Source organism: Aliihoeflea sp. 2WW (assembly GCF_000497755.1).
In the GTDB taxonomy this organism is placed as follows: domain Bacteria; phylum Pseudomonadota; class Alphaproteobacteria; order Rhizobiales; family Rhizobiaceae; genus Aliihoeflea.
The window spans coordinates 1-25,624 of sequence record NZ_AYOD01000010.1; the positions used below are offsets into that span (position 1 = coordinate 1).

Consider the following 25,624-nt stretch of genomic DNA (forward strand, 5'->3'; position numbering starts at 1 on the left):
CCAGAGGGGGGTGCCTAGCGATGCGCAATCCAATCACCACCCTCCCCCGCCTCGCACACCGCACGACCGGGACCTCGATGGCGGATCGCAACGTTCCCGAGGAAACGCCGGTCGCGCTGTCTTATAGCGGCACCACGCATGCCGTGATGATGGCTTCCCCGGCCGACTTCGAGGATTTCGCGATCGGGTTCTCGCTGACGGAAGGCATCATCGCGTCGCCTGACGAGATCGAGGCGATCGACGTCGAGGATCATGGCGCTGGGATCGACATCCAAATCCGCCTCTTCGACAAGGCGAACACGCGGTTCGAGGCGCGGCGGCGGCGTCTTGCCGGGCCGGTGGGCTGCGGGCTGTGCGGCATCGAATCCATCGAGGAGGCGATGCGTGCCGTGCGTGGCGTATCCGACGCGGCGCTGGCGCTTTCCGCGCACGACATCACGCAAGCAGTGCGGCTCCTGTCCAAGGTGCAGCCGCTCCACAAGGAAACCGGCGCCGTACACGCTGCAGGATTTTACGTTCCGGGCCGCGGCGTCATCCTGGCACGCGAGGATGTCGGCCGGCACAATGCGCTCGACAAGCTTGCCGGCGCATTGGCGCAGGCAGGCGTGGACGGTTCGACGGGAGCGGTCGTCGTCACGAGCCGCGTTTCGGTCGAGATGGTGCAGAAGACCGCCGCGATCGGCGCGTCTTTCATCATTGCCGTTTCGGCACCGACGGCGCTCGCGATCCGCACCGCCGAAGACGCCGGCATGAGCCTCGTCGCGCTGGTGCGCGGTGACGAATTCGACATCTTCACCCATCCCGAACGTCTGACGCCCGAGAGCAGCTCCCATGTCGCATGAGGCCTTCAACCCCTATACGAAGCTGATCCGCATGGCGAACCAGATCGGCACCTTTTTCGAGTCGAAGCCGCACGATCTGGGCGTCGCGGGCGTTGCCGAGCACATCAACAAGTTTTGGGAACCACGCATGCGTGGTCACTTCTTCGAAGTGGTCGACAAGGGCGGCGAAGGGCTGAAGCCGATCGTGCTGGAAGCCGCCGCCACGATCCGTCGCCCGGGCGAACCGATCAGCCCGGAGCAGGCGCACCAGGCCAATGCCAGCGTGCCGGGCGACAAGGGCGAGGCATCCGGCGAAACCAAATCGCGCATCGCCGCATCGCAGGGGTAAGAAAAAGGCCGGGCAATTGCCCGGCCTTTCCCGTTTCGATCAGAACATCGGCGGATAGGGCCGACCGCCACGATCAAGCGTGATCCAGCGCGTCTCGGTGAAGGTCTCAAGCGACCAGCGGCCACCGTGTTTGCCGACGCCCGACGCCTTGAAACCGCCGAACGGAACATGCGGCTCATCGTTCACCGACGAGCAGTTGATGTGGCAATTTCCGGTGTCGAGCTTGTTGACGATGGCAAGTCCCCTGCCCTCGTCGCGGGTCATGACGCCGGCCGAGAGGCCGTATTCGCTGTCATTGGCGATCTCGATCGCCTCGTCATCGGTGCGGAACGGAATGACGGGCACGACGGGTCCGAAGGTCTCGTCCTGGTAGATCTTCATGTCCGACGTCACGCCGGTCAGGATCGTCGGCTCGACGAAGCGGCCCTCGATCTTGCCGCCGAGCACCACCTTCGCGCCCTTGGCGATGGCGTCGTCGAGCTGTTCCTTTACCTTGGCGACCTGCTTGTCGTTGATGAGTGGGCCGATGATGTGCTCCTTGCTCTTGGTCGGGTCGCCGACCTTGAGCTTCTTCGCGCGCTCGACGAACTTCGCCAGGAAATCGTCGAAGATCTTCTCGTGGACGAGGACCTTTTCGACCGACATGCAGATCTGACCCTGATGCATGAACGAGCCGAAATTTGCAGCCTGCGTGGCGCGCTCCATCTCGGCGTCGTCGCAGACGATCAGGGAATCCTTGCCGCCGAGTTCGACGCAACACTTCTTCAGATGCGCACCGGCCTTGGCAGCGACCTGACGGCCGACGGCCGTCGAGCCGGTGAAGGAAATGCCCTTCACGTAAGGATGCTCGATCAGTTCGTCGCCGACTTCGGCCACGTTTTCGCGCGAGCAGGTGACGACGTTGAAGACACCCTTTGGCAGGCCGGCTTCCTCGAAGATTTCGGCGAAGAGCAGGCCACCGAGATAAGGCGTTTCCTCGGACGGCTTGAGGACGATCGTGTTGCCGGCGACGAGCGGAAACAGGAAGCCGCGCGCGGTGAGAATGCAGGGGAAGTTCCAGGGTGAAATGACCGAGACGACGCCCATCGGGCGGCGCGTCGCCATCGACACCTTGCCGTATTCGGACGGCATGACCTCGCCGATCGGATTCCAGACCGACGCTGCAGCGGCGTGGAAGACTTCCGTCACGTAGCCGGTCTCGAACATGCCCTTGCCGAACCAGCCGCCGCCTTCGGCCTGGATCGCATCGACGATTTCCATCTTGCGGCGCTCCCAGATCTCGGCCGCCTTGTGGAGATAATGCGCGCGCTTGGAGAAGGGCAGCGCGGCCCATTCGGGGAACGCCTTGTGCGCAGCCTCGATGGCGGCAGCGGTCTCGGCGCGGCCGGAATCCGGCACCTCAGCCCAGACCGAGCCGTCGGCCGGGTTCAGATCCTTGAAGGTCTTCTTCGTCGCGGACCAGCCGCCGCCGATATACATTCCTTCGAAAACACGAGCCATTTTCAAGCCTCCTTATGCTTCTTCCGCTTCTTGGGCGATTTCTTCTTTGGGTGGGAATCGGCGTCCAGCTTCGCCGCCGGTTGCGGCGGGATCGTGAACGCGGTGAGGGTTTTGCGACGCGCGGCGACGTGCTCGGCCTGGATGGCGGCGGCGCGCGCCACCACGTCGGACAAGTCGATGCGTTTGGGAGCTGCGGCGACCTGCACGTCGTCATCGTCGATGTCGAAGCCGGCGCTGTTGTGACCAACGAGGCCGTGGCCGCCATTGAGCTTTTCTGGCGCCGCGACGACCGACTTGCGCGGCAGGACGGGCCGCTCGATCGGCTTGCGCCGGCTTGCGACATGGGCGGCAAGGCGCCTGGTCGCGCGGTCGGAGAGCGCGGCGGCGTCAAGCGCAAGTTCCGGGCGGCGCGGCTCGGTCGACGGCTTGACGAATGCCGGGCGCTCCGACGGCTGCGGGGTGCCGGCTCCGCGCGTCAGCCGGTTCGCCATCACGTGAGCGACAAGCCGTTCCTGCGCTCGCCGCGCCAGTTCCCCCGCCTGATCGGAGAGGCGGCCGGCATCTGCGGAGGCCGGTTTCGGCTGTGCCGCTTCCCTGGCGGCGACGTCCCACGGATCTGGACCGGCCTTCGGGTCGTAGCGCCCGGCAAAGGCGCTCGGCGCGGCGCTTTCACGGCGCAGATAGCGCACGAAGGCCGTCTGGATCGCGCCGGCGCGACGCGCGAGGTCGCCCGCCATCCCGCCCATCGCCTCGAGCGTTGCCGGCAGGGCGAGGAAAGGCGGCAGTGCGATGCCGCGCTTCGCGCCACGCTTGGCATCGTCCGCCTTGCCGCCGCCGAGATAGGCGTTCGCGACAGCCGGGTCGTTCATCAGATTGACGGCCGTGTCCTCGCCGGTGATGAGGCCGTTCTCGATCAGATAGCCGCGATCGGCGATCTTGAGGCTGAGCTTGGCGTTCTGCTCGACGAGCAGGATGCCGACACCGGTGGCGGCCACGGCTTTCAGTGACTTGAACAGTTCCTTCGACAGGAGGGGGGACAGGCCGAGCGAGGGCTCGTCGAGCATCAGGATATCGGGCTTCGACATCAGCGCGCGGCCGATCGCCACCATCTGCTGCTCGCCGCCCGACATGGTGCGCGCGATCTGGCTCTTGCGCTCGGCAAGGCGCGGGAAGAGTTCGTAGATGCGCTTCAGCGTCTGCGCCTCTCCCTGCCGCGCGCGACCGGCGAAAGCGCCGAGTTGCAGGTTCTCGGCCACGGTCAGGTCGCCGAAAATGCCGCGGCCTTCCGGTACGAGCGCGATGCCTTCCTCGACGATCCGGTGAGCCTTGACGCCCCGGATCGGCTTGCCGTTCATCGTGATCTCGGTGCCGGGCTCGGTCTTCACGAGGCCCGCGATGGCCTTGAGCAAGCTCGATTTGCCGGCACCGTTCGCGCCGAGAATGACGCAGATTTCGCCCTTGGCGATCTTCGCCGATACGCCTTCGAGCGCAAGGTGGCGGCCGTAACGGACGCCGAGATTCGTCACCTCAAGCATCGTCGTCATCCCCGAGATAGGCGCGCACGACTTCCGGCTCGGACAGGACCTTCGCAACGTCGCCCTCGGCGATCTTTGTGCCGGTGTTCATGACGACGCAGCGGTCGCACAGCGTGCGGATTGCGTCCATGACGTGCTCGACCATGATGATGGTGCGGCCTTCGCGGCGCAGATCGTCAATCAGCGCGATGCCGATCTGCAACTCGGTCGGGTTGAGGCCGGCCAGCCATTCGTCCAGCAGCAGCACGCGCGGATCGGACGCCAACGCACGCGCCAGTTCGATGCGCTTCTGGTCGATATAGGTCATCGACGCGACCGGCATGTCCGCCCTGCCATCGAGCCCGACGCGGGCGAGAAGCTTGCGGGCGAGACCATGGGCATCCGCGCCCCATAGCCGGTTGCGCGCGAAGACGGCGCCGGCCATGACGTTTTCCTCCGCGGTCATCGACGGAAGGATGCGCACGAGCTGGAAGGTTCGGGCGACGCCCTGCCGGGCGATATGGTGCGCGGAGTGGCCGGAAATGCGCTCGTCCTTCAGCCGGATTTCGCCAGCGCTGGGGCGCAATGCGCCGGAGATCAAATTGAGCATCGTCGTCTTGCCGGAGCCGTTCGGTCCGATTAGTCCAAGAAGTTCGCCTTCACGGACGTCGAAGGAGACGTCGTTGACGGCGACGAGGCCGCTGAACTTCTTCTGCGCGCGGTTAACGGAGAGGATGGCGGTCATGGGCGACCCCCTTTGACGCTGGAGCCCTGCATACCCCCACCCCTCACCCCTCCCCACAAGGGGGAGGGAGACGTCAGCGAGGCAGACTGTCGGACTTTGTACAGCCAGGCGCGACGCCGGCGAACTCCCTCCCCCTTGTGGGGAGGGGTAAGGGGTGGGGGTGTCACCGCGCAATTGGAACCGAAGAGGGCGAAAGCCACGTTCATGCCACCTTCTCCTCGCCGACCGGCTTCTCCGACCGTTTCATCCTTGCGCGCAACTGTTCCAGCCTTCCGGTCACGCCGTCGGGCAGGAGATAGACGATGGCGAGGAAGGCAAGGCCCATGACGATGGGCGTGTGGTTCGGGAATTGCGCGGAGACCTGATCGAACAGGATGGTGAAGGGAATGACGCCCACCAGCGGACCCCACAGACGCTTGGTTCCACCAAGCAGAGCCATGATGACGACGAGGAACGAGATCATCGGATTGAATGCCGATGGCGGCTCGATATACGCGTAGCGCGGAGCGGAGATGGCACCGGCAATGCCGATGAAGGCGCCGGAGATCATGAAGAGAATGATCTTGGCCCGCGCGGTGTCGATGCCGACATGGCGCGCCACCGTCTCGTCATTGCCGATGATCTTCATGGCAAAACCGAGCCGCGAGCGGCCGATGAGCCAGCCGGCGACGAAGACGGCCACGGTCAGCGCCAGCAGCATCCAGTAAATGTGCATCTCGGTGAAATCGGTGAAGACGTAGAGGCCCATTCGCGTCGAGACCTTGGTCTGCGTCCATGAAACCAACTGGCGCACGAGTTCGGCCAGGCCCAGCGTGAAGATGACGAAATAGACGCCGGAGAGCCTGAGCGTTGCGAGGCCGACGAGCCCAGCCAGCACGGCTGCGACCACTCCGCCACCGAGCACGAGGGCGAAGAATGGCACGTGGTCGACCCACAGTCCGACCGTATAGGTGCCAAGCCCAAAGAAGGCGGCCGTGGCGAGCGAGATGTAGTGTGTCGGGCCGGAGAAGAGCGTCCAGGCCGTGCAAAGCGCGGCGTAGAGCATCAGATTGACGCCGAGCGAGAGGTAGTAGCCCTGGCTGAAAAGCGGCAGCGTCGCGAGAGCGGCGACAGCGATCGCGCCGAGAAGGCCAATGCGGATTTCCGACTGGTCGAGCGTCATGTCGTCTGCCTCCCGAACATGCCTTGCGGGCGGAAGAGGAGGACGATGATGAAGAGCGCATAGGTCGCGGCGATGGTGAGGCCGGGATCGATGAGGCTCGCGACCGCCGTCTCGGTGATGCCGAGGATGAGGGCCGCCAGCACCGCGCCGCGAATGTCGCCGACGCCGCCCATGATGACGATGATCAGCGCCTTCATGGTGAAGACGACGCCCATCGACGCGTTGAACGTATAGAAGGTCGACAGAAGCGCTCCGCCGCAGGCCGTCAGCGCGCCACCCAGCGCGAAGGCGAAGGCCGCGGTCTTGGCGACGTCGATCGCGACGAGCCTGGCCGAGTTCGGATCGACGGCGACGGCGCGAACGGCCGTGCCCTGTCGCGTGCGGTAGAGGAAGAAGTAGAGCCCGATGGCGATTGCGACCGCCGCGCCGAAGGCGACCACACGGTTGAGGCCGAACGGATTGCCGAGGATCATGAAGCGCTCGGCAAGGAAGGTGTAGGAGAAGTAGGAGCCGCCGAACGCGAGCAGCATCAGGCCCTGCAGGAGGAAGAGCAGGCCAAAGGTGGCTAGGATCGAATCCACCTCCAGCATGCCGCGGTTCTTCGCCCGATCGACCAAAGGCTTCAAAAGGATCGAATAGATCGCCCAATTGATCGCGAAAGCGGCCGGCGCGATGACGAGCAGCCCGAGAAGCGGGTTGATGTGCATGGCCGTGAACAGCCAGAAGGCGATGAAGCAGGCCGCGACGAAGGTTTCGCCATTGGCAAGGTTCATGATGCGCGCGACGCCATATTGCAGCGTCAGCCCCAGCGCGATCAGCGCATAGGTGCCGCCCAGCAATATGCCTGTGACGATGATCTGCATTTCCTAGATTACCACTTCGTTCCCTGTCGCAGCATGGGCGAATTGGGCGTCATCCCGGCTCCGCTTCGCTTGGCGAAGCGGCCGGGACGACGCCCCTTCGGTGCTATTCCCAGCCTTCCTTCTTGATCGGCTCGATCGCCCCGTCGATGCCGTTGGCGGCGACGCCGTAGAAGACGCCGTCCTTCCACTGGCCGACGGTCCAGAGGTTGCGGTTGACGTTGTTCTCAAACTTCACCTCGCCCATGACGGTATCGAAGGTGCCGGTCTTGATGGCCTCGACGACGGCTTCGCGGTCCTTGGTGCCGGCGGCCTCGATTGCCTGCTCGAGGACCTGGAGACCCGAATAGGTCACGGCGCTCGCCCAGTAATCGGCGTCCGCGCCCGTCACTTCCTTGTGCTTGGCGCGGTACTCCTTGATCTTCTCGTCATCCGGGTTGGTGCCGCCTGCGCCCAGAACGCCGTTCGCCGTTGCGCCGAAACGGCCGGCATAGGCCGGGAAGGACGCGCCGACGCCGACATAGAAGGCGCCGACGTCAAGGTCCTGGATCTGCGCCTGTTCGGTGAGCGCGAAGGTGTCGCCCGGATAGGAGAAACCGACGAAAGCGTCCGGCGCGGCAGCCTTGGCCTGGCTGACGATGGGGGCGACGTCCTGCGTGCCGAGCGGATAGGATGCTTCGTAAACGATCTCGAAGCCTGCCGCTTCGAGCGCCGGCTTACCGGCACCAGCGAGTTCGAGGCCAAACGCGTCGGCGACATGGACGAGCGCGACCTTGTTGCCGATTTCCCCGGCATCCTTCAGTTTTTTCAATGCGGCGGCAGTGCCCTCAGCCAGTTCCTTCGAGGTGCCGAGCATCCAGAACGAATTCGGCCAGCGGCCGGCGAATTCCTCGACGCCATCGGTGATGGCGCTGGTCGTGATGTGCGGGTAGCCGTAACGCGCGATGATCGGGGCCGTCGCGACGTTGAGGCCGGTCGAATAGGGCGTGACGATGAAATCGACATTGTCGACGGTGGCTAGGCGCTGGATATTCTGGACCGCGGTCTCGGCCGAAGTGCGGTCGTCATATTCGACCAGTTCGATCTGCATCTGCTGGTCGCCGACCTGGAGACCGCCGCGTCCGTTCACTTCCGACACCCAAAGCTGGATGTTAGGCCAGTGACTGACGGTCGCGCCGGCCGCGAGCGGGCCGGTCTTGGGCGCGCTCGCGCCGATCTTGATGGTTTCCTGCGCGGCCGCGTGGCCGGCAAGCGCCAGCGTCGCGGCGCCGGCTGCAAGTGCGATGAACGTGCGTCTGATCATGTCCTGTTTCCTCCCAGTGTTGACAAAGACCCGGCATCCTCCTGCCGGAATTCGGTTTCAGATCGGATAGTCCGGCCGTCCGCTCTGGATGGTGATCCACCGCAATTCGGTGAATTCGTCGATGCCGGCCCGACCGCCGAAACGGCCGTGGCCGGATGATTTGACACCGCCGAACGGCATTTGCGGCTCGTCGTGTATCGTCGCCGAATTGATGTGGCAGATGCCGGTCTCAAGACGCTGCGCCACCATGAGCGCACGCGTGACGTCGCGGCCGAAAACGGCGGCGGACAGGCCGTATTCGGTATCGTTCGCAATCGAGACGGCCTCGTCGATATCGGTGAAGCGGATGAGCGAGGCGACGGGGCCGAAGCTTTCCTCATAATAGATGCGCATGTTGGGCGTCACGCCGTCGAGGATCGTCGCGTCGAGCCAGACCGAGCGCTGTTCGCCCCCGACGACGAGGCGCGCACCCTTCTGCATGGCGTCGTCGATCAGCGCCTTGACGCGCTCTGCCGCCTGTTCGCTGATCATCGGCCCAATTTCGCTCGCGCCATCGCGCGGATCGCCAAGGCGAAGCCGCTTCACTGCGGCGGACAGGCGCTCGAGAAAGGCGTCTGCGATGCTGTCCTGCACCACCAGACGCTCGGTCGACATGCAGATCTGGCCCTGGTTGAAGAAGGCGCCGAAGGCGGCGGCCCGGGCGGCTTCGTCGAGATCGGCGTCGTCGAGTACGATCAGCGGGGCCTTGCCGCCAAGTTCCAGCAGTGCAGGCGTCAGGTGGCGTGCGGCAATCTCCGCGATGATCCGTCCGGACCGCGTCGAGCCGGTGAAATTCACCCGCCGCACGGCCGGATGCGCGATCAGCGCTTCGACGATTTCCTGGGCATGGTCTTCCTGGTTGTGAACGACGGCGATCGCGCCCTCGGGAAGCCCGGCTTCAGCGAAGATGTCGCACACCATCGCATGCGTGCCCGGGCAGAGTTCCGAGGCCTTGAAGACGACCGTATTGCCGCAGGCCAGCGGCATGGCGATCGAACGAACGGACAAGACGATCGGCGCGTTCCAGGGCGCCAGCGACAGGACCACGCCGCAGGGCTGGCGCACAGCCATGGCGAAGGAGCCGGGCCTGTCGGCAGGGATCGTTTCGCCCGTCAATTGCGTGGTGAGCGCCGCCGCCTCGCGCAGAATGGACGCGCCGAGCCGGCAATTGAGTTCGCTCCAGGCGCGCGTGCCGCCAGTCTCGTCGGCGATCTTCGCGACGAACAGTTCGGTGCGTTCCAGCAAGAGGTCGGCGGCGCGGTTCAAGATCGCACGGCGTTCGGATGGAGGGGTCTGCGACCATTTCGGGAAGGCCGCGGCGGCGCGGTTGGCGGCATGCCGGGCTTCCGCAACGCTCGACCCATGGACGCGCGTGACCACCGTCCCCGTCAACGGGCCGACCCGCTCCAGATGGGGGGCTTCGACGACCTCCCCGACGGGAGCCGCGATCCGCGCTGCCTTTGCCAATTCATCCTCCCGCGAAGCGCATTTTCCGCTTCAGCCGCCACGGCTCCTTTGGAGTTCCGTTCTCCCGGCGACCCGATGATTGAAGCGCAAGGCACCCGCACTTGATATGAACAAAACTGGTGATCTATTGTAAGAATCCGGTTTCCACGCGGACTGAAAAGATGGATGTCGCTACAATCGATTGCGGACTGCACGCGCGGTTCTGGTCATTCAACGGGGCGACCGGCGGCGTGGCACGCCAGCTCGTCCTCATGACCGATGGCGGCGGCGAGGCGGAAGCCGGCGGCCAGAGGCTTGCCATCGCCGCGCCCGCATTGCTGTGGCTGGGCGACATGAAGCCGGGACGATTGCGGCTCGAGGCGGGCGCGACCGGGCTTCGGGCGCAGATCGGCGACGACACTCTCGTCGATGCCATCGGCGACGAGGCGCAATCGGTCGCCCTGCGCTACCTGGTCGACCGGGACTTCACGCTTTCGCTTGCCGGTCATGCGGAAGCGCTGGGCTTGATCGAACGATGCCTGAGCGCCGTGATCGCGGAGCGACAACAGCCTCGCGAGGCGTCGGCCCTGTTGCTGTCGGCGCTTCTTCGAATCGTCCTCGTCTCGATGCTGCGCGTTTCCGGCGGCCGGGAATCGCTGCCTGGGGTGGGCGAGCGGATGAGCCTGCTGCAGCGGTTCCGCCAGCTCGTCGAGATGAATTTCCGCAACCATTGGCCGGTGGCGCGCTATGCGGCCGCGCTCGGCGTCTCGCCCGACCGGCTGCACGCGATCTGCACCGACGGGATCGGCAAGTCACCGAAGGCGCTGGTCTCGGAGCGGCTGGCGCGCGAGGCTATGCTGCGACTGGAGAGATCGTCGCTGACGATCCAGCAACTCGGCCATTCGCTCGGGTTTTCGGACCCGGCGCATTTTTCGAGCTTTTTTCGCAAGATGACGGGCACGCCGCCGGGCCGCTATCGCCGCGCGGTCATCGATGCGCGGACCGACCGCCCTGCGCTGCATGCGCCCAGCTTCGCCGAATGGCCGTGATCCGTGTTCAGTCGCGGCGCACGGGCACGAAGACCGGGCGGTAGACGACAGCGGGCGTGCGCGACCAGCGGTCGAACTCGGCGCGGCTGGCGCGTGCTTCCGCGCGGCGGTCGAGATCGATGCGTTGCAAGCACCCCGCGAAGGCATCGGTGCCGACGCGGAAGCCGTAGGAGCGGCACGTCTCCTCATCGAGCGCGCGGCGTTCTTCGGGCGTGATCGTGGTGCATGCAGCGAGAGCCAAGGCAAGAAACGCCAGAACCGCGGATCGCATTTTGGCCTCCTAGCCCAGTTTGTGCCGCCGCCGCACGCTCTGCGGCCGCCCGTTGATGGTCAGGCGGGAATCGTTGCGCTGCTTGCGCGACACGATCTTGCCCTTCGACACCACGCAGAGCCGGTCGGGCCGCAGGCGCAGCGCTTCGATCGGGTCGCCGGCGTCGAGCACGACCAAACTCGCAAGATTTCCGACCTCAAGCCCATAGCCTTCGAGCCCCATGATGGCGGCATTTTCCGTCGTCACCATGTCGAAACAGCGGCGCATGTCGGCCGGGCTCGTCATCTGCGCCACGTGCAGCCCCATGAAGGCGACGTCGAGCATGTCGGCGGTGCCGAGCGAATACCAGGGGTCGAGCACACAATCCTGGCCGAAACCGACGCGAATGCCGGCCTTCAGCATCTCCGGCACGCGGGTCATGCCGCGGCGCTTGGGATAGGTATCGTGGCGGCCTTGCAAGACGATGTTGATCAGGGGGTTCGGCACCGCCGAGACCTCGGCCTCCGCCATCAGCGGAAGGAGCTTCGAGACGTAGTAATTGTCCATCGAGTGCATCGAGGTCAGGTGCGAGCCATTCACCCGGCCGTGCAGACCGAGACGTTGCGTCTCGCAGGCCAGTTGCTCGATATGGCGCGACAGCGGATCGTCCGTTTCGTCGCAATGCATGTCGACGCGCAGACCGCGTTCGGCTGCGATTTCGCACAGTTCGGTCACCGAGCGGCGGCCGTCTTCCATCGTGCGTTCGAAGTGGGGAATGCCGCCGACGATGTCTACGCCCATGTCGAGCGCGCGGATCGTGTTTTCGCGCGCGGTCGGGTCGCGATAGAAACCGTCCTGCGGGAAAGCGACGAGTTGCAGGTCGAGGTATGGCGCCACGGTCTTTTTCACGTCCAGCAGCGCCTCGACGGCGAGCAGCCGGTCGTCGCAGGTGTCGACATGGGTGCGGATAGCCAGAAGGCCCATCGAGACGGCCCAGTCACAATAGGCGAGCGCCCTCTCCTTCGCCGCTTCATGCGTCAAGAGTGGCTTCAACTCCCCCCAAAGGCCGATGCCTTCGAGAAGCGTTCCCGACGCATTGATGCGCGGCGTGCCGTAGGACAGCGTCGCGTCCATGTGGAAATGCGGGTCGACGAAAGGCGGTGCGACGAGGTCACCGGTCGCGTCGACCAGTTCACGCGCATCGCTGCCAAGCTGCGGCGCGATCGCGGCGATACGATCGCCGCGAATGCCGATATCAGCCGTGCGGCCGTCGGCCAGCGTCCCGCCCTTGACGATCAGATCGAAGTTCATCGCCGCCTCTCCCGGTCGCAACCCCCGGTCAGGTTATGCAGGCCAACATGATCGCCTCGCGCAACTCCTCGAGCCCTTCGTTCTTCTCCGACGAGGTCGCAAGGACCACGGGAAACGCGGCCGGGCGGCGCTTGATCTTCTGTGTCGTCTCTTCGATCAGCGGCTCGATGTCCGCCGTCTTGATCTTGTCGGTCTTGGTCAGGACCACCTGATAGGAGCAGGCTGCCTTGTCGAGCAGGTCCATCACGTCGGAATCGTTCTGCTTCACGCCATGGCGGGAATCGATCAGGAGATAGACGCGCTTCAGCGTGACGCGACCCTTCAGATAATCGAAGACGAGTTTCGTCCAGGCGTCGACCTGCGCTTTCGGCGCCTTGGCAAAGCCGTAGCCGGGCATGTCGACCAGCGCCATCGGCGGCAGGTCGCCTGCTTCGCCTGAGTACCCATCAGGCACGAAATAGTTGAGTTCCTGGGTGCGGCCGGGCGTATTGGACGTCCGCGCGAGCCCTTTCCTGACGACCAGGCCGTTGATCAGGGACGACTTGCCCACATTCGAGCGGCCGGCGAAGGCGATTTCGGGCGGGCCTTCGGGGGGCAGGAACTTCATCGACGGGACGCCGCGAATGAAGATCCAGTTCTTCGGGAACGGTGCCGCCACGATGGGTGCCGGGCGGGGGTCTTCCATATCGCTCAACGCAAGTCTCCACGGCCGTCAGGGCCGTTGTTGGCATTGAGCTTTCAGCCCGCCTTGTCAAGCGCGGGCAGACAGGAGCCGCTCGGCCGGACATCTGTTGTCCGGCCGTGCGCTTCTTCCTGTCAGGGAAGGAGGACGCGATTGACGACGTGGATGACGCCGTTCGACTGATTGACGTCGGCCGTGGTGACGACGCTCGTCGTCCCGTTCGAATCGGTCACGGCCACGCCGCGGCCGGACGGCACGACCGTCAGCGTTCCACCCTGGACCGTGGTCAACTGGGCTTCGCCGCCACCGGCATTGGCACGGCGCAGAAGCTCGGGACCGCTGAGCTTGCCGGGAACGACATGATAGGTGAGCACGCTCGTGAGCTGGCCCTTGTTCTCCGGCATGAGGAGCGTGTCGACGGTTCCGGCAGGCAGCATGGTGAAGGCGTCATTCACCGGTGCGAACACGGTGAAGGGACCCGGGCCGGACAGGGTTCCGGCGAGATCGGCGGCCTGGACGGCGGCGACGAGGGTGGTGTGGACCGGTGAGTTCACCGCATTTTCGACGATGTTGCGCTCGACGAGCATCGGCGCACCGCCGACGGTGGGGTTCTGCTGGGCGGATGCCGGAATGGCCAGCGCGACGGCGGCCGATACCAGAAGGGTCGTGATCGAAAGCTTTTTCATAATGCCTCTCCCAAAGCGTTGTTGTGTCGTTGACATCGGCAGTTACGGGAGGGCTGAGCGTCCAGTTTCGAGGTTCACCTAACTGTGACTACAAAAAAGCCCCGCTTGCGGCGGGGCTTTTTATCCATTGCCTACTCGGCCGGTTCCTTGGGCTTTCGGCGGAACATGCCGGACAGATTGTCCCAAAGCTCGATCTTGGCGCCCTGGCGCTTCATGATCAGGCCCTGCTGGAGAACGGACAGGGTGTTGTTCCAGGCCCAGTAGATCACGAGGCCGGCCGGGAACGTCGCCAGCATGAAGGTGAAGACGACCGGCATCCAGTTGAAGATCATCGCCTGGGTCGGATCGGGCGGCGTCGGGTTCATGCGCATCTGCACGAACATCGTGATGCCCATGATCAACGGCCAGACGCCAATCATCAGGAAGGACGGCACGTCGTAGGGCAGAAGGCCGAAGAGGTTGAACAGCGAAGTCGGATCGGGCGCCGACAGATCGTTGATCCAGCCGAAGAACGGCGCGTGGCGCATCTCGATCGTGACGTAGATGACCTTGTAGAGTGCGAAGAAGACCGGAATCTGGAGAAGGATCGGCCAACAGCCGGCGATCGGATTGATCTTTTCCTTCTTGTAGAGCTCCATCATCTCCTGCTGCTGCTTCATCCGATCGTCGCCGTATTTCTCACGGATTTCCATCAGCTTGGGCTGCACCTTCTTCATGTTCGCCATCGACACGTAGGATTTGTTGGCGAGCGGGAAGAAGATGAGCTTGACGAGAACGGTGGTCGCGAGAATGGCAACGCCGAAATTGCCGAACAGACGGAAGAACCAGTCGATGACGAAGAACATCGGCTTGGTGATGAAATAGAACCAGCCCCAGTCGATCAGGAGTTCGAACTGGCGGATGCCATAGGCTTCTTCATAGGCGTCGATGACGCCGACCACCTTGGCGCCGGCGAAGACGCGCGTCTCGATTTCGGTCGACTGGCCGGGCGCGACGGAAACCGCGTCGGACAAATAGTCCGCCTGGTAGCGGACGCGGCCATCGTCGAAATAGGAATAGCGCGGCTGGAACGCCTGACCATCGGACGGGACCATCGCCACCGCCCAGTATTTGTCGGTGATGCCGAGCCAGCCATCATTGCTCTTGCCGGGCGTGATCTGACGATCCTCGGCGAGCGTCGAATAGTCGATCTCCTGCAGCCCCTCTTCCCCCGTCACCCCGATCAGGCCTTCGTGAAGCACGAAGATGCCTTCGATGTCGGGTGTGCCGACGCGCGTGATGCGGCCGTAATTCATCAGTTCGACCGGCTCGCCGCCGGCGTTCGTGACGCTGTCGGAGATGGTGAACATGTAGTCCGCATCGACCGCGATGGTGCGCTCGAAGGTCAGGCCTGCATCGTTGGTGTAGGTCAGCGTGACCGGCGCGTCCTGCGTGAGCTGCGGATTGCCTTCCACGGCCCAGACCGTCTGCGGTCCGGGAACCGCGCCGGCATTGCCCTGCCCGACATAGCCGACTTCGGCATAATAGCCGTTGGCGAGCGCGGACGGGTTCAACAACGAAATGTTCGGCGAATTCGGCTCGACGGTGACGCGGTAGTCCTTCAGCAACAGGTCGTCGATGCGGGCGCCCGTGAGGTTGATCGAGCCGGAAAGACGCGGCGTGTCGATGGCGATGCGATCGGTCGCGCCGATGGCGCCGTCGCGCGTCTGCGGCGCGGCCGACGGGGCTCCGCCGCCGGGCACTTCGGCCTGCGTCCCGGGCGCGCTCGGCACGTCTCCATCACCGGGCGCGACACTGGAGCCCTGCCCCTGGGGGGTGGCCGCCTGCTGTTGCTGCGCCTGGATCTCGGCTGCCTCGCGCTGCGCCTCGATGCGGGGGTTCATGTAGAACACCTGCCAGAGGGTCAGGATCACGACGGAAAGCGCGATGGTGATGAAGAAGTTGCGATTGTTTTCCATCAAGGAATCCCTATCCCCGCTCAGCGAAATCGGCGGGAGAGTTCTGCCTTCAATTCGTCGAACGGCGTCTTGAGCAGTTCGCGGCGGCCGACGATGACATAGTCGGTGCCGCACGCCATGTCACGCGCCGCATGGACGCGAACGGCTTCTTTCAACCGGCGACGAATGCGGTTGCGAACCACCGCATTGCCGACTTTCTTGGTGACGGTGATGCCCAGACGCGGTTCTCCCGCGTCGTCACGCCGCATCGCCTCCAACAGAAAAAGCCGCCCCCGGCGCTTCTCGCCCCGGCGAACGGCCAGAAACTGGGCGCGCTTCTTCAGGCGCGCCGGTGCATTTTCGTGCGGCCGGTCGGTCAATCCCGTTGCCCTATGGCGCCCGGCCCGCGACGACTTACGCGGACAGACGCTTGCGGCCGCGGGCGCGGCGGGCAGCGATGACCTTCTGACCACCCTTGGTGGCCATGCGCGCGCGGAAACCGTGGCGGCGCTTGCGGACGAGTTTGGACGGCTGGTAGGTACGCTTCATTTATTTAATACCGCGGGGTGCGGCCCTTCTTGGTAGCTGTCTCATCGGACGAGGAGCTTCGGCCGGCCATGCGCAACATAAGTCGCGCCAGAACCTGGGCCCGAGCGTGCGCGGCTTATAGAAAGATCGCCCGCGCGAGTCAATCGATGTCGGTCACGTCGGAGTGAAGCGCGCAGGGCCGCTCGTCAACACCGCTTGAGACCAGGCGTGCGGGATTGTGGGCGGACGGAATGCGCGCCATGTGTATCGGCACGACGCATCTCCGCACCGGGAGCATCCCTTGCCAGCCAACCTCGCCAATGCCAAAGCCATGACCAATCTGTCGCGACCGACCCTTCGCGTTGCGGCCGCGACTTCGCGCGAGCGGACAAAGGACGGCGCCATGACAGCAGGCCGATCGAAATCGATCTGGCGTTTCGTGCCGCTCGCCATCCTCGTCGGCGGACTGGCAATTGGTTATGCGCTCGGCTGGCACGAATATCTGAGCCTTGGCGAACTCGCCGCGCGCAAGGACCAGTTGCAGGCCTATGCGTCCTCCTACGGCATCCTCGCGCCATTTCTGTTCGGTCTTCTCTACATGGTGGCGACGGCGTTCGCCTTTCCCGCCGCAGGCGCCCTCACCGTCTTCGGAGGCTTTCTCTTCGGCTGGGCGCTCGCCGGCATCGTGGTCGCCGTTTCGGCGACGATCGGCGCGACGCTGATCTTCCTGGCAGCCCGCTCCGCGCTCGGCGATGCGCTACGCAGCCGCGTCAAGGGACGCGCGGAAGCCTTGTCGAAAGGCTTTGAGGACAACGCGTTCGGCTATCTGCTCGTTCTGCGCATGACGCCGGTCCTGCCCTTCTTCGTCGTCAACGTGGCACCGGCCCTCTTCAAGGTCAGCCTTGGCACCTATGTCGCCACGACCTTCCTGGGCATCCTGCCCGGCACGTTCGTGCTCGCCTATCTGGGAGCCGGCGTCGACAGCGTCCTGACGGCCGCCAAAGCCGCCGGCCGGACGCCGACGCTTGGCGACATCGTGACGACGCAGATCACGCTGGCGCTCGTGGGGCTTGCCCTGCTGGCGATTTCGGCCATGCTCGTCAAGGCCTACTGGACGCGCAGGACCGCATCCAAGGCGCCTGCCGCCGACTGATCGGATCATTCATGCACGAGCATCTCACGCCGGACATCTGCGTCATCGGGGCCGGATCGGGCGGGCTGTCGGTCGCCGCCGCGGCGGCCGCCTTCGGCGTCGATGTCGTGCTGGTCGAACGCGGCAAGATGGGCGGCGACTGCCTCAACTATGGCTGCGTACCGTCCAAGGCGATAATCGCAGCGGGAAAACGGGCGCACGCCATGCGCACGGCCTCGATCTTCGGTATCGAAGAGGTCGACCCGGCGATCGATTTCAGCGCCGTTCACGCCCATGTACGATCGGTGATCGATGCCATCGCGCCCAACGATTCCGTCGAACGCTTCGAGAGCCTCGGCGTCAAGGTGATCGAGGCCGAGGGGCGCTTCGTCGATGAGCGGACCCTCGAAGCTGGCGGTCATCGGATTTCGGCGCGGCGCTTCGTCATCGCAACCGGCTCGTCGCCCGTCATCCCGCCAATCCCCGGCATCGAGACCGTGGAGGCGCTGACGAACGAGACGATCTTCGATCTCGAGCAGAGGCCCGACCATCTCGTCATCGTCGGCGGCGGGCCGATCGGGCTCGAACTCGCGCAGGCGCACCGCCGGCTCGGATCACGCGTCACGGTCGTCGAAGCAGCCGGTTTCCTGTCGCGCGAAGATCCCGATCTGGCAGCCATCGCACTCGATGCTCTTCGCGAGGAAGGGATCGCGCTTCTCGAGCGACATTCGGTCGTTCGTATCGAGCGGACGGATGACGGCTTGCGCCTCGTCGCCAGATCCAAGGATGGTGGCGAGCGCATCGTCGAGGGTTCGCATCTGCTCGTTGCCGCGGGCCGCTCGCCGAACCTGGCCGCCCTCGCGCTCGACGCCGCGAAGGTCCGACACGACAAGAAGGGCATCGCCGTCGATGCGGGCCTGCGCAGTTCCAACCGGCGGATCTATGCGATCGGCGACGTGGCGGGTGGGCCGCAGTTCACTCATGTCGCCAACTACCATGCCGGCATCGCGATCCGCGCGCTGCTGTTTCGTCTTCCGGCAAAAGCGGACTACGCGTCGCTGCCGCGCATCACCTTTCTCGACCCCGAACTCGTGCAGGTCGGGCTGACCGAGGCAGAGGCACGAAAGGCGCATGGCGAAGTGCGGGTGCTTACCTGGCCGGTCCACGACAATGACCGCGCGCAGGCGGAGCGCGAGACGACCGGGCTGATCAAGCTCGTCGCAGACCGACGCGGACGCGTTATCGGTGTTTCGATCCTTGCCAAGGGCGCGTCCGAGATGGGCAATTTCTGGTCGCTGGCCCTGTCGAAAAAGATGCGCGTGCGGGATCTGACCAGCTTCATCTCGCCCTACCCCACCATGGGGGAAATTGGCAAACGCGCTGCCATGTCCTATTTTACGGATATGGCCCGCAAACCCGTCATCAGGCGAATCATTCGCCTTCTTCGGGTCTTCGGATAGGGGTGGCAGGAGACGCCGTGAGGGACCGCGAGACAGAGGGCAAGGCGGTGGCGCTCGACAGGCGCGCAAGCGTCGCGCTGGGCCGTGGCCTTTCGACCAAGCTCCTCGTGCTGACCATGCTCTTCGTGCTCATCGCCGAAGTGCTGATCTTCATTCCCTCCATCGCCAATTTCCGTCTGCGCTGGCTCGAAGAACGGCTGAGCACGGCCGCCGCCGTCGCCACCGTGCTCGTCGACGAAGACGCGTCGAGTCTCTCGCGGGCGACGCAGGACGACGTCCTCGCCTCGCTCGGCGCGAAGGCCGTCGCCGTGCGCGACGAAGGCATGTCCCAACTCCTCGTCGCAGCGGAAATGCCGCCGGCGATCGACGAGCATATTGCGATCGAAGCGACGTCGCCGATTGCGGCGGTGCGCGATGCGCTGTCGACCGCGCTTTGGGGCGGCGACCGGATGCTGCGGGTCTTCGGTCCCGTCGGCGACAGCACGAAGGAATTCGAGCTTATCATTCCCGACGCCGACCTTCGCTCGGCCATGATGGTCTATGCCCGCAACGTGGCGATCCTTTCGCTGATCATTTCAGTGATTACGGCCGGCCTCGTCTTCTGGGCCATCAACCGCATGATGATCCGCCCGATCCGCCGGATGACGCACTCGATGCTCGCCTTTTCCGCCGTGCCGGACGACCCGGCCCGTGTCATCCGGCCCGACCGCCGGACCGACGAGATCGGCATTGCCCAGCACGAACTGGCGAGCATGCAGGGAGAATTGCAGCGCACTTTGGGCGAGCAGAGGCATCTGGCGGAGCTGGGCCTGGCCGTCTCCAAGATCAACCACGACATGCGCAACATGCTGGCGGCCGCACAATTGATGTCGGATCGGCTGCGCCTGATCGACAATGCGACCGTCCAGTCCTTCGTGCCGAAGCTCGTGCGCACGCTCGATCGCGCGGTATCCTATTCCGAAGGCGTTCTCGCCTATGGCCGCACGCAGGAAGCGCCCCCGTCGCGGCGCCGGTTGCGCCTTGCCCAGATGGTCGACGATGTCGGCGAAATCCTCGGCCTCGCGCCCGAGGGCGATATCGAGTTCGTGAATGCGGTCGATCCGGGGCTCGAGGTCGAGGCGGACGCCGATCACCTCTTCCGCGTTCTCGCCAATCTGGCGCGCAATGCCGTCCAGGCGATGCAGACGGATACGGAAAGCGCCGTCGTCAAGCGGCTGACCATCGGCGCGATGCGGGAAGGAACGGTCTCGAAGATCACGATCGAGGATACCGGCCCCGGCCTGCCCAAGCGGGCACGCGAAAATCTCTTCGCCGCCTTCCGCGGTGCGGCGCGAAGCGGTGGCACCGGCCTCGGGCTGGCGATCGCACACGAACTCGTCCGCGCCCATGCGGGAACGCTGGAACTCGTCGAGACACGCGGTGGGCGCACCATCTTCGAGATCTGCATCCCCGACCAACCCATCGCGCTCGACGAAGCCCGCAAGTCGATCCGCCGCCCGGCCTGAGCCGATGGCTTCGCGGCTGCCCATGGGGAATCCTCACGCTGCGCTTTTTTCTCCAAAGGCCGCTTGCTTTTCGCCCGGTCAGTGGCTAGGTAACGGCCACTTCAGGTGCCGGTTCGCCGGCCCCGCGATCTTTTCGATCGCTGCGCGCCCGTAGCTCAGCTGGATAGAGCACCAGACTACGAATCTGGGGGTCAGAGGTTCGAATCCTTTCGGGCGCGCCATTTAACTCTCTGAAAATACGTTATTTTCTGGCTTCTCCGCCGCATCTCCCCAACATAAAAATCCACTTTAGTCTGGGGTTTAGTCTGGGGTTTTTCTTTCGGAAAGGCGCGGAGCAACAGCGCCAGCGGCGCATGAATCCACGTTTCTGATCGCTTTGGCTCGGTTTCGATAATGGTTTTTGGGGGAAAGCCTTCCCCCTGGCCGGCACTACGTTGCCGGCGCACCCCCTTCTGCGGGGAGACCCCGCAACGCCCCCTTAGAGTGAGAGGCAGGCCGGGTTTGCCGTGACGGGCTGGGATCGGGAGAGAGGCTCCCGAGGCCCGTCGCGGAGAAATCCCGATGGCCAGATATGACCGCAGCGCCCGGACCGGCAACGACCGGACGAGCCTTTATGACGACATCACCGACAAGATCATCGCCGAGCTCGAGGCCGGCCGCGTCCCCTGGGTCCAGCCCTGGGGCACGCCCGAGGCGAAGGCGCCGCTGGCGATGCCGAGGAACGCGGCTACCGGCCGCCAATATTCCGGCATCAACATCCTCATCCTCTGGGGCGCCGTCATCGAGCACGGCTATGCCGGACAGAGCTGGCTCACCTATCTCCAGGCCAAGTCGCTCGGCGGCAAGGTCCGGAAGGGAGAGCACGGCACCGTCATCGTCTATGCCGACCGATTCATCCCCGACGACGAGAGGGAGCGCGCGAGGGAGGCCAGCGAGGAACCGCACGCGATCCCGTTCCTCAAGCGCTTCACCGTGTTCAACGCCGCGCAATGCGAGGGCTTGCCTGAGGATGTTGCTATCGAGGCGCCGCCACCGCCGCCCCACATGATCGAGCCAAGGGTCGAGGCGCTGATCCGGGCGACCGGAATCGACTTTCGCATCGGTGGGAACCAGGCCTTCTATGTTCCAGCGCACGATTATGTTCAGGTGCCGCCGCCACAGGCCTATTTCGAGCCGATCGACTGGCACCGGACCGCCCTGCACGAGCTGGGGCATAATGCCGTAACCCGGATTATGCCGCATGGCGTCCGCTGGAGACTGGTCGGTCAGGCATCGGCCACGCGGCAGTTCGGCATAATCAGAGCCCTTCCAGGAACGCGAGGAGCTGATCATCGGGCCGGAAGCGGCTCGACGGCGTGGCTGGGGCGGCCACGCGGGCGAGTGCTTTCTCCTTCAACCTCATGTCGGCATGGATGTAGATCTGGGTGGTCTCGACGTTCTCGTGACCGAGCCAGAGTGCGATTACCGTTTGGTCAACGCCGTTGTGGAGCAGGTCCATTGCAGTGCTGTGGCGCAGCGTATGCGGCGTGATCCGCTTGGTGCCGATGCTCGGGCACGCGCGCGCAGCCGTCAGGCTGTGCTTGCGGACGAGGTGTTCAAGAGCGTCGCGGCTCAATGGTTCGCCCCGGAGCGAGGGGAAGAGCGGTCTGTTCTCTTCGTTGTCGCCGATCCATTTCGCCAGGAGCTTGGCCGTCTCGCGGCGAAGCGGGGTGGCACGTTCTTTCCGCCCCTTACCCACGCAGCGGATATGGGCGCCGGTTCCGAGCACCACATCGCCGCACCGGAGGCCGACCAGTTCGGAAGCCCGCAGACCCGTCTGCACCGCGAGCAGGAGCAGCGCATGGTCACGCCCTCCGGTCCATGTCGTGCGGTCGGGCGCCGCCAGCAACGCAGCTATCTCTTCGCCGTCGAGGAACGTCACCGCACGGCGCACATAGCGCTTATTGGGCATGGCGAGGATGCGCTGGCAATGCAGCAGCCAGGTTGGATCGCTCATGGCGACGTAGCGGAAGAACGATCGGATCGCGGCCAGCCGGGTATTGCGGCTCCGTGCGCTGTTACCTCGTGCGGTTTCGGTGTGGACGAGGAAGTCGCCGACGAGATCAGCATCGATATCCTCGATCGTTAGCTTGACCGGCGGCTTGCCGTGCCGGGCACTCGCATACCGCAACAACAGGCGGAACGTGTCGCGATAGCCGGCGACCGTATGGCGGCTCGCTTCCATCTGGACGCACAGCCGGTCGGTGAAGAAGCGCTGGATCAGCGCAGGCAAGGCAAAAGCGCTCATTGGATCGCCTCCCTGCCATCATCGCTCGCTCGCGCCATCGCCAGATCGAGCAGTTCGGGGACCGCTTCCAGATACCAGTATGTGTTGGAGGGACTGGTGTGGCCCAGATAGGTCGTCAGCCGGATCATCTCGCGCGCCGGGTCTTTGCCGGAGCGGTACCAGCCGAGCATCGTCTTCACCGCAAAGCTGTGGCGAAGATCGTGGATGCGCGGGCCCCGGCCATGCTTGCAGTATGGTTGATGGGTTCGCAGCCCGATCTGCTGGCAGGCCCGCGCGAAGTTGTAGCGGGCGGAGCAATCGGTGAGGCGTGTGGCCTTGTCGGTGACGAACAGCGGCGTGGCCGGATGGCCGACCAGCCGGTCGCGTTCGGCAAGATAGTCGACCAAGTGCCTGACGACGCTTGGATCGAGCGGCAGCAACCTCTCTTTGCCGAGCTTGCCTTGCCGCACGCGCAGCACGTCGGCGACGGTGTCGAGATCGGCGCGGTCGATTGCCAACGCCTCGCTGATCCGCAGGCCAGTCACCGCGATCAGCCCGAACAATGTCGAGCAGGTCAACCCGCGCAGGCCATAGACGGACGGCAACACCGTGGCCGCCGCGATGATCGCTGCAATCTCGGCATCGCTAAATATGTGAGGTCGCGACCGCGCGACCGTACTTGGCAGCAGGCCTTGCGGGGGTACTTCATGCGCAGGATCGAAGCTGCTCAACCACTGTGCGAACAGGCGCACGGCAGTGAGCCTCGCCCCTCGGGTGGAGGGGCAGGCCTCGGCCAGCGTGGCGTGCCAGCGCAGGAACAGCGCGGTATCTATATGAACGGCCTCTTCACAATCGGCGAAGCGGGTGAAGCGGCGAAGGATGCGTGCGGCGGTGCCAAGATCGTAGCCGAGGCTGCGCCGGACGCTCAGATAGCGGTTGAGTTCGATGGCGAGGCTCATTGCACGCCTCCCGCCACCGGCCAGGGTTGCGCGATCGACCGCAACCCATCGATGTCGATCCGCGCGTATATCATCGTCGATGTGCGCGAGCGGTGCCGCAACACGTCACCGACCTCTTCGAGCGAAGCGCCCGTGTTCACCAACTGGGTCGCCAGGCTATGACGCAGCAGGTGCGATCCCACATAGGGCGTCACCGGCTTCTGGCCCGTTGCCTTCAGGGCCTCCTTGAGGATGTCGTTGACAATCTGGCTGTCCTTGAAGGGCCGATGCGGCGCTCGATGGGTGACGAACATCGTACGGCAGGTCGTCGGCCCTCGTTCCTCACGAAGATAGTGGCTCAGCGCATCACCGACCTCCACCGTGATCGGCAGCCGGTCGTGCAGCTTACCCTTGCCGCGCACGGTGAGTTCGCCCGCGCGCCAGTCGATATCGTCGAGTTGGATCGCCATCACCTCGACCGCTCGCAGTCCGAGCCGGGCCATGAGCAGCAGCATCGCGTAGTCCCGCGCGCCGTGCCGTGGATTGTCGCGCACGCTCGCCAGCACCGCCTCGACGCCCTCGGGCGACAGATGGCGCGGCAGCCGCGCGGCCCAGGACTTCGCTGTTCTCGGCAGGCTCAGCGATAGGTTGGTCGGCGTGGCTCCGCATCCGAACAGATATTGCAGGAAGATGCGAACATGGGTCGCAATCGTCTTGTCGCGGCGTGCGCCTGCCAGCACGTGTTCGATGAACCCGATTGCATCTGCGGGACGCAGGCAAGCCGGATCGATCATCTGCTCGCCGAAGCGATAGTCGAGGAACCGGTTGGCGAAGCGCAGCGTGTGGTAGATCGTCCGCTCGCTCAAGCCCCGCTGCTTGACAAGATAGGTCTCAAAGTTCGCCAGCAATGCTGCGCGCGCGATCTGTGCATCGGTCAGCGGCGCCGGCCGCGCCACACCGATATCGATCAGATGGTGGGCGAACCGCCGTGCGAGATTGTACGGTTGGACGGTCTGCCCATGCTTTCGCGATACCATCCGGCCCAGCCGTTCGGCCTGGTCGAGCGTCAGTGCGCAAGGCGTGACCCCTTCCGAATCCATCACCTTGCCGAGCTTCCGGATGATCGACCGGTAGTTCTTGATGGTGGGCGCCTTGTAGTCGGCGACGGCAAGACTTGCGGTGAACGACTCCACGTACGGCTCGACGCAGGTTTGCAGATTGATAGGCATGTTCTTCGTACTCCACGTTGTTGGAGTGACGAAGATTATGCCGAATACGCTCAGCACGATCATGCTGCCAATCGCGCTGTCTCGACACAATGCGGCATAATCCGGGTTACGGCATTATGGACATTATGCCGATATCGGCATAACTTCCACGCCAGCGGCCATCGCTCGCGCCTCGACCGCGATCTCGGCGGCTCCTTCGGCTCGAAGAAATACGCCTTCGAGGAGCTGGTGGCCGAGATGAACGCGGCGTTCTGCTGCGCCTCGCTCGGCATCGTGCCGACCGTGCGCCATGCCGATTACATCGGCTCCTGGCTGGAGGTGCTGCGCGAGGACAACCGCGCCATCGTCCGCGCCGCCTCGCACGCCAGCAAGGCGGCGGACTGGCTGCTCTCCTTCCTGCCGCCCGACGAGCAGCCCGCCGTAGAGACCGTCTCCTCGATCGACAGGAGAGCGGCATGATGACCTATGCCCAATCGCGCACGGCGCTCGCCCGGATGGAGGCGAGCCTCGCGGAAACCCGGCACCACCTCGCCCTTGTCGAGCGCCGGCTTTGCGACGGCGCGGAAGCCAAGACCATCCGGCGGCGCCCGAAGTCGCGCTGGTATCACCGCCGGATGAGCCGCTGGACCGGCGCCGACGAGGCCGAATACCGGCGCATCCTCGATCGCATGACCGATGCCGCGCAGGCCGAGCTTGAGCGGCTTCGCCGCAAGGTCGAGCGGCAGAACGGCGCAATTCTAGCGCTTCGCTGCAAATACCGCATCAACGACGAACGGCCCCGGCAGTTCGCGTTGTGACCGTTCCGGCCGATGGCTGCGCTGGCTTGTGCCGGCGCAGCCGAGAGGAAGAGAGGGGCCGGGTTTTCCGTGACGGGTTGGAAGCGGAGAGAGAGGCTCTCCGCGCCCGTCGTGG

23 protein-coding genes, 1 tRNA gene and 3 pseudogenes are annotated in these 25,624 nt (G+C 64.7%); 10 read left to right on the forward strand and 17 right to left on the reverse strand.

What is annotated here, in order from left to right:
* The first annotated feature begins 20 nt into the window (after window positions 1-20).
* Window positions 21-842 carry a formate dehydrogenase accessory sulfurtransferase FdhD gene (gene fdhD / locus ALII_RS0106295; protein WP_024586477.1) on the forward strand — a complete coding sequence of 274 codons (822 nt, stop codon included), beginning with the start codon at window positions 21-23 and terminating at the stop codon, window positions 840-842.
* A gap of 31 nt (window positions 843-873) precedes the next feature.
* Window positions 874-1,170 carry a formate dehydrogenase subunit delta gene (locus tag ALII_RS0106300; RefSeq protein WP_244437344.1) on the forward strand — a complete coding sequence of 99 codons (297 nt, stop codon included), beginning with the start codon at window positions 874-876 and terminating at the stop codon, window positions 1,168-1,170.
* Window positions 1,171-1,209: 39 nt separating this feature from the next.
* Here ALII_RS0106300 and ALII_RS0106305 read toward each other — a convergent pair whose 3' ends face one another.
* The 7 genes and pseudogenes from ALII_RS0106305 to ALII_RS0106335 form a co-directional block, all read right to left on the reverse strand.
* Window positions 1,210-2,670 (reverse strand): aldehyde dehydrogenase family protein, encoded by a 1,461-nt coding sequence (locus tag ALII_RS0106305; protein WP_029660267.1) that lies wholly within the window; start codon window positions 2,668-2,670, stop codon window positions 1,210-1,212.
* 830 nt (window positions 2,671-3,500) lie between these two features.
* Window positions 3,501-4,205 (reverse strand): annotated as a pseudogene (locus ALII_RS23070) (ABC transporter ATP-binding protein); the annotation flags it as partial.
* Complete coding sequence (locus tag ALII_RS0106315) at window positions 4,198-4,929, reverse strand: ABC transporter ATP-binding protein (RefSeq protein ID WP_024586481.1); 732 nt, start codon at window positions 4,927-4,929, stop codon at window positions 4,198-4,200. The gene ALII_RS0106315 and the pseudogene ALII_RS23070, both read right to left, overlap by 8 nt.
* A 202-nt stretch (window positions 4,930-5,131) precedes the next feature.
* On the reverse strand, window positions 5,132-6,091 hold the full coding sequence (locus tag ALII_RS0106320; RefSeq protein WP_024586482.1) for a branched-chain amino acid ABC transporter permease: 960 nt from the start codon (window positions 6,089-6,091) through the stop codon (window positions 5,132-5,134).
* Window positions 6,088-6,954, reverse strand: a complete 867-nt coding sequence (locus ALII_RS0106325) for a branched-chain amino acid ABC transporter permease (RefSeq protein ID WP_024586483.1) — start codon at window positions 6,952-6,954, stop codon at window positions 6,088-6,090. The genes ALII_RS0106320 and ALII_RS0106325 overlap by 4 nt, the downstream gene beginning before the upstream one ends.
* 103 nt (window positions 6,955-7,057) lie before the next feature.
* Window positions 7,058-8,254 (reverse strand): amino acid ABC transporter substrate-binding protein, encoded by a 1,197-nt coding sequence (locus ALII_RS0106330; RefSeq protein ID WP_024586484.1) that lies wholly within the window; start codon window positions 8,252-8,254, stop codon window positions 7,058-7,060.
* Between the two features lie 57 nt (window positions 8,255-8,311).
* Window positions 8,312-9,760, reverse strand: coding sequence for an aldehyde dehydrogenase (locus ALII_RS0106335; RefSeq protein ID WP_024586485.1), 1,449 nt, complete (start codon window positions 9,758-9,760; stop codon window positions 8,312-8,314).
* A 161-nt stretch (window positions 9,761-9,921) separates the two neighbouring features.
* Between ALII_RS0106335 and ALII_RS0106340 the strand changes: the two genes are divergently transcribed.
* Window positions 9,922-10,788: an AraC family transcriptional regulator gene (locus ALII_RS0106340; protein ID WP_024586486.1), complete on the forward strand. Its 867-nt coding sequence runs from the start codon at window positions 9,922-9,924 to the stop codon at window positions 10,786-10,788.
* Window positions 10,789-10,795: 7 nt separating this feature from the next.
* On the opposite strand, the gene ALII_RS0106345 is transcribed toward ALII_RS0106340, so the two are convergent.
* The 7 genes from ALII_RS0106345 to rpmH all read right to left on the reverse strand — a co-directional run bounded on the left by ALII_RS0106345 (window position 10,796) and on the right by rpmH (window position 16,203).
* Entirely contained in the window at window positions 10,796-11,059 is a 264-nt protein-coding gene (locus tag ALII_RS0106345) for a hypothetical protein (RefSeq protein ID WP_024586487.1), read from the reverse strand.
* Between the two features lie 9 nt (window positions 11,060-11,068).
* Window positions 11,069-12,349, reverse strand: a complete 1,281-nt coding sequence (locus ALII_RS0106350; protein WP_024586488.1) for an amidohydrolase family protein — start codon at window positions 12,347-12,349, stop codon at window positions 11,069-11,071.
* Window positions 12,350-12,377: 28 nt separating this feature from the next.
* Window positions 12,378-13,034: a ribosome biogenesis GTP-binding protein YihA/YsxC gene (yihA, locus tag ALII_RS0106355; RefSeq protein ID WP_024586489.1), complete on the reverse strand. Its 657-nt coding sequence runs from the start codon at window positions 13,032-13,034 to the stop codon at window positions 12,378-12,380.
* Between the two features lie 131 nt (window positions 13,035-13,165).
* Window positions 13,166-13,717: a fasciclin domain-containing protein gene (locus ALII_RS0106360; RefSeq protein ID WP_024586490.1), complete on the reverse strand. Its 552-nt coding sequence runs from the start codon at window positions 13,715-13,717 to the stop codon at window positions 13,166-13,168.
* A gap of 131 nt (window positions 13,718-13,848) precedes the next feature.
* Window positions 13,849-15,675: a membrane protein insertase YidC gene (yidC, locus tag ALII_RS0106365; protein ID WP_024586491.1), complete on the reverse strand. Its 1,827-nt coding sequence runs from the start codon at window positions 15,673-15,675 to the stop codon at window positions 13,849-13,851.
* A 20-nt stretch (window positions 15,676-15,695) separates the two neighbouring features.
* A complete protein-coding gene (rnpA, locus tag ALII_RS0106370) occupies window positions 15,696-16,034 on the reverse strand; it encodes a ribonuclease P protein component (protein WP_024586492.1) in 339 nt (112 codons plus the stop codon).
* Window positions 16,035-16,068: 34 nt separating this feature from the next.
* Window positions 16,069-16,203 (reverse strand): 50S ribosomal protein L34, encoded by a 135-nt coding sequence (gene rpmH, locus ALII_RS0106375; protein WP_024586493.1) that lies wholly within the window; start codon window positions 16,201-16,203, stop codon window positions 16,069-16,071.
* Window positions 16,204-16,585: 382 nt separating this feature from the next.
* Between rpmH and ALII_RS0106380 the strand changes: the two genes are divergently transcribed.
* The 5 genes and pseudogenes from ALII_RS0106380 to ALII_RS21850 all read left to right on the forward strand — a co-directional run.
* Entirely contained in the window at window positions 16,586-17,335 is a 750-nt protein-coding gene (locus tag ALII_RS0106380) for a TVP38/TMEM64 family protein (protein WP_029660270.1), read from the forward strand.
* Between the two features lie 11 nt (window positions 17,336-17,346).
* Window positions 17,347-18,774: an FAD-dependent oxidoreductase gene (locus ALII_RS0106385; RefSeq protein ID WP_024586495.1), complete on the forward strand. Its 1,428-nt coding sequence runs from the start codon at window positions 17,347-17,349 to the stop codon at window positions 18,772-18,774.
* 17 nt (window positions 18,775-18,791) lie between these two features.
* Window positions 18,792-20,279: a HAMP domain-containing sensor histidine kinase gene (locus tag ALII_RS0106390; RefSeq protein WP_024586496.1), complete on the forward strand. Its 1,488-nt coding sequence runs from the start codon at window positions 18,792-18,794 to the stop codon at window positions 20,277-20,279.
* A 144-nt stretch (window positions 20,280-20,423) separates the two neighbouring features.
* Window positions 20,424-20,500, forward strand: a tRNA-Arg gene (locus ALII_RS0106395).
* 340 nt (window positions 20,501-20,840) lie between these two features.
* Window positions 20,841-21,494, forward strand: a pseudogene (locus tag ALII_RS21850) (ArdC-like ssDNA-binding domain-containing protein); the annotation flags it as partial.
* Window positions 21,495-21,576: 82 nt separating this feature from the next.
* Here the strand turns inward: ALII_RS21850 and ALII_RS0106405 are convergent.
* The 3 genes from ALII_RS0106405 to ALII_RS0106415 are packed head-to-tail and all read right to left on the reverse strand — an operon-like array spanning window position 21,577 to window position 24,775.
* A complete protein-coding gene (locus ALII_RS0106405; protein WP_024586498.1) occupies window positions 21,577-22,566 on the reverse strand; it encodes a tyrosine-type recombinase/integrase in 990 nt (329 codons plus the stop codon).
* Window positions 22,563-23,504 carry a tyrosine-type recombinase/integrase gene (locus ALII_RS0106410; protein ID WP_024586499.1) on the reverse strand — a complete coding sequence of 314 codons (942 nt, stop codon included), beginning with the start codon at window positions 23,502-23,504 and terminating at the stop codon, window positions 22,563-22,565. Before ALII_RS0106410 ends, ALII_RS0106405 begins: the two co-directional genes overlap by 4 nt.
* Entirely contained in the window at window positions 23,501-24,775 is a 1,275-nt protein-coding gene (locus tag ALII_RS0106415) for a site-specific integrase (RefSeq protein WP_244437346.1), read from the reverse strand. Before ALII_RS0106415 ends, ALII_RS0106410 begins: the two co-directional genes overlap by 4 nt.
* A gap of 84 nt (window positions 24,776-24,859) precedes the next feature.
* On the opposite strand from ALII_RS0106415, the pseudogene ALII_RS21855 reads away from it, so the two are divergent.
* Together ALII_RS21855 and ALII_RS0106430 are read left to right on the forward strand one after the other, a co-directional pair.
* Window positions 24,860-25,171: pseudogene (locus tag ALII_RS21855) on the forward strand (zincin-like metallopeptidase domain-containing protein); the annotation flags it as partial.
* Window positions 25,168-25,509 carry a hypothetical protein gene (locus ALII_RS0106430; RefSeq protein ID WP_024586502.1) on the forward strand — a complete coding sequence of 114 codons (342 nt, stop codon included), beginning with the start codon at window positions 25,168-25,170 and terminating at the stop codon, window positions 25,507-25,509. The pseudogene ALII_RS21855 and the gene ALII_RS0106430, both read left to right, overlap by 4 nt.
* Window positions 25,510-25,624: the final 115 nt, after the last annotated feature.

What these genes read in the sequence shown, in the direction of transcription:
- ALII_RS0106430 (WP_024586502.1), top strand. Translation starts at nt 25,168, where the DNA reads ATGATGACCTATGCCCAATCGCGCACGGCGCTCGCCCGGATGGAGGCG.
- ALII_RS0106385 (WP_024586495.1), top strand. Translation starts at nt 17,347, where the DNA reads ATGCACGAGCATCTCACGCCGGACATCTGCGTCATCGGGGCCGGATCG.
- yidC (WP_024586491.1), bottom strand. Translation starts at nt 15,675, where the DNA reads ATGGAAAACAATCGCAACTTCTTCATCACCATCGCGCTTTCCGTCGTG.
- ALII_RS0106340 (WP_024586486.1), top strand. Translation starts at nt 9,922, where the DNA reads ATGGATGTCGCTACAATCGATTGCGGACTGCACGCGCGGTTCTGGTCA.
- rpmH (WP_024586493.1), bottom strand. Translation starts at nt 16,203, where the DNA reads ATGAAGCGTACCTACCAGCCGTCCAAACTCGTCCGCAAGCGCCGCCAC.
- ALII_RS0106330 (WP_024586484.1), bottom strand. Translation starts at nt 8,254, where the DNA reads ATGATCAGACGCACGTTCATCGCACTTGCAGCCGGCGCCGCGACGCTG.
- ALII_RS0106345 (WP_024586487.1), bottom strand. Translation starts at nt 11,059, where the DNA reads ATGCGATCCGCGGTTCTGGCGTTTCTTGCCTTGGCTCTCGCTGCATGC.
- ALII_RS0106300 (WP_244437344.1), top strand. Translation starts at nt 874, where the DNA reads ATGGCGAACCAGATCGGCACCTTTTTCGAGTCGAAGCCGCACGATCTG.
- ALII_RS0106320 (WP_024586482.1), bottom strand. Translation starts at nt 6,091, where the DNA reads ATGACGCTCGACCAGTCGGAAATCCGCATTGGCCTTCTCGGCGCGATC.
- ALII_RS0106410 (WP_024586499.1), bottom strand. Translation starts at nt 23,504, where the DNA reads ATGAGCCTCGCCATCGAACTCAACCGCTATCTGAGCGTCCGGCGCAGC.
- ALII_RS0106405 (WP_024586498.1), bottom strand. Translation starts at nt 22,566, where the DNA reads ATGAGCGCTTTTGCCTTGCCTGCGCTGATCCAGCGCTTCTTCACCGAC.
- ALII_RS0106315 (WP_024586481.1), bottom strand. Translation starts at nt 4,929, where the DNA reads ATGACCGCCATCCTCTCCGTTAACCGCGCGCAGAAGAAGTTCAGCGGC.
- fdhD (WP_024586477.1), top strand. Translation starts at nt 21, where the DNA reads ATGCGCAATCCAATCACCACCCTCCCCCGCCTCGCACACCGCACGACC.
- ALII_RS0106325 (WP_024586483.1), bottom strand. Translation starts at nt 6,954, where the DNA reads ATGCAGATCATCGTCACAGGCATATTGCTGGGCGGCACCTATGCGCTG.
- ALII_RS0106380 (WP_029660270.1), top strand. Translation starts at nt 16,586, where the DNA reads ATGACAGCAGGCCGATCGAAATCGATCTGGCGTTTCGTGCCGCTCGCC.
- ALII_RS0106350 (WP_024586488.1), bottom strand. Translation starts at nt 12,349, where the DNA reads ATGAACTTCGATCTGATCGTCAAGGGCGGGACGCTGGCCGACGGCCGC.
- ALII_RS0106415 (WP_244437346.1), bottom strand. Translation starts at nt 24,775, where the DNA reads ATGATCGTGCTGAGCGTATTCGGCATAATCTTCGTCACTCCAACAACG.
- ALII_RS0106305 (WP_029660267.1), bottom strand. Translation starts at nt 2,670, where the DNA reads ATGGCTCGTGTTTTCGAAGGAATGTATATCGGCGGCGGCTGGTCCGCG.
- yihA (WP_024586489.1), bottom strand. Translation starts at nt 13,034, where the DNA reads ATGGAAGACCCCCGCCCGGCACCCATCGTGGCGGCACCGTTCCCGAAG.
- ALII_RS0106360 (WP_024586490.1), bottom strand. Translation starts at nt 13,717, where the DNA reads ATGAAAAAGCTTTCGATCACGACCCTTCTGGTATCGGCCGCCGTCGCG.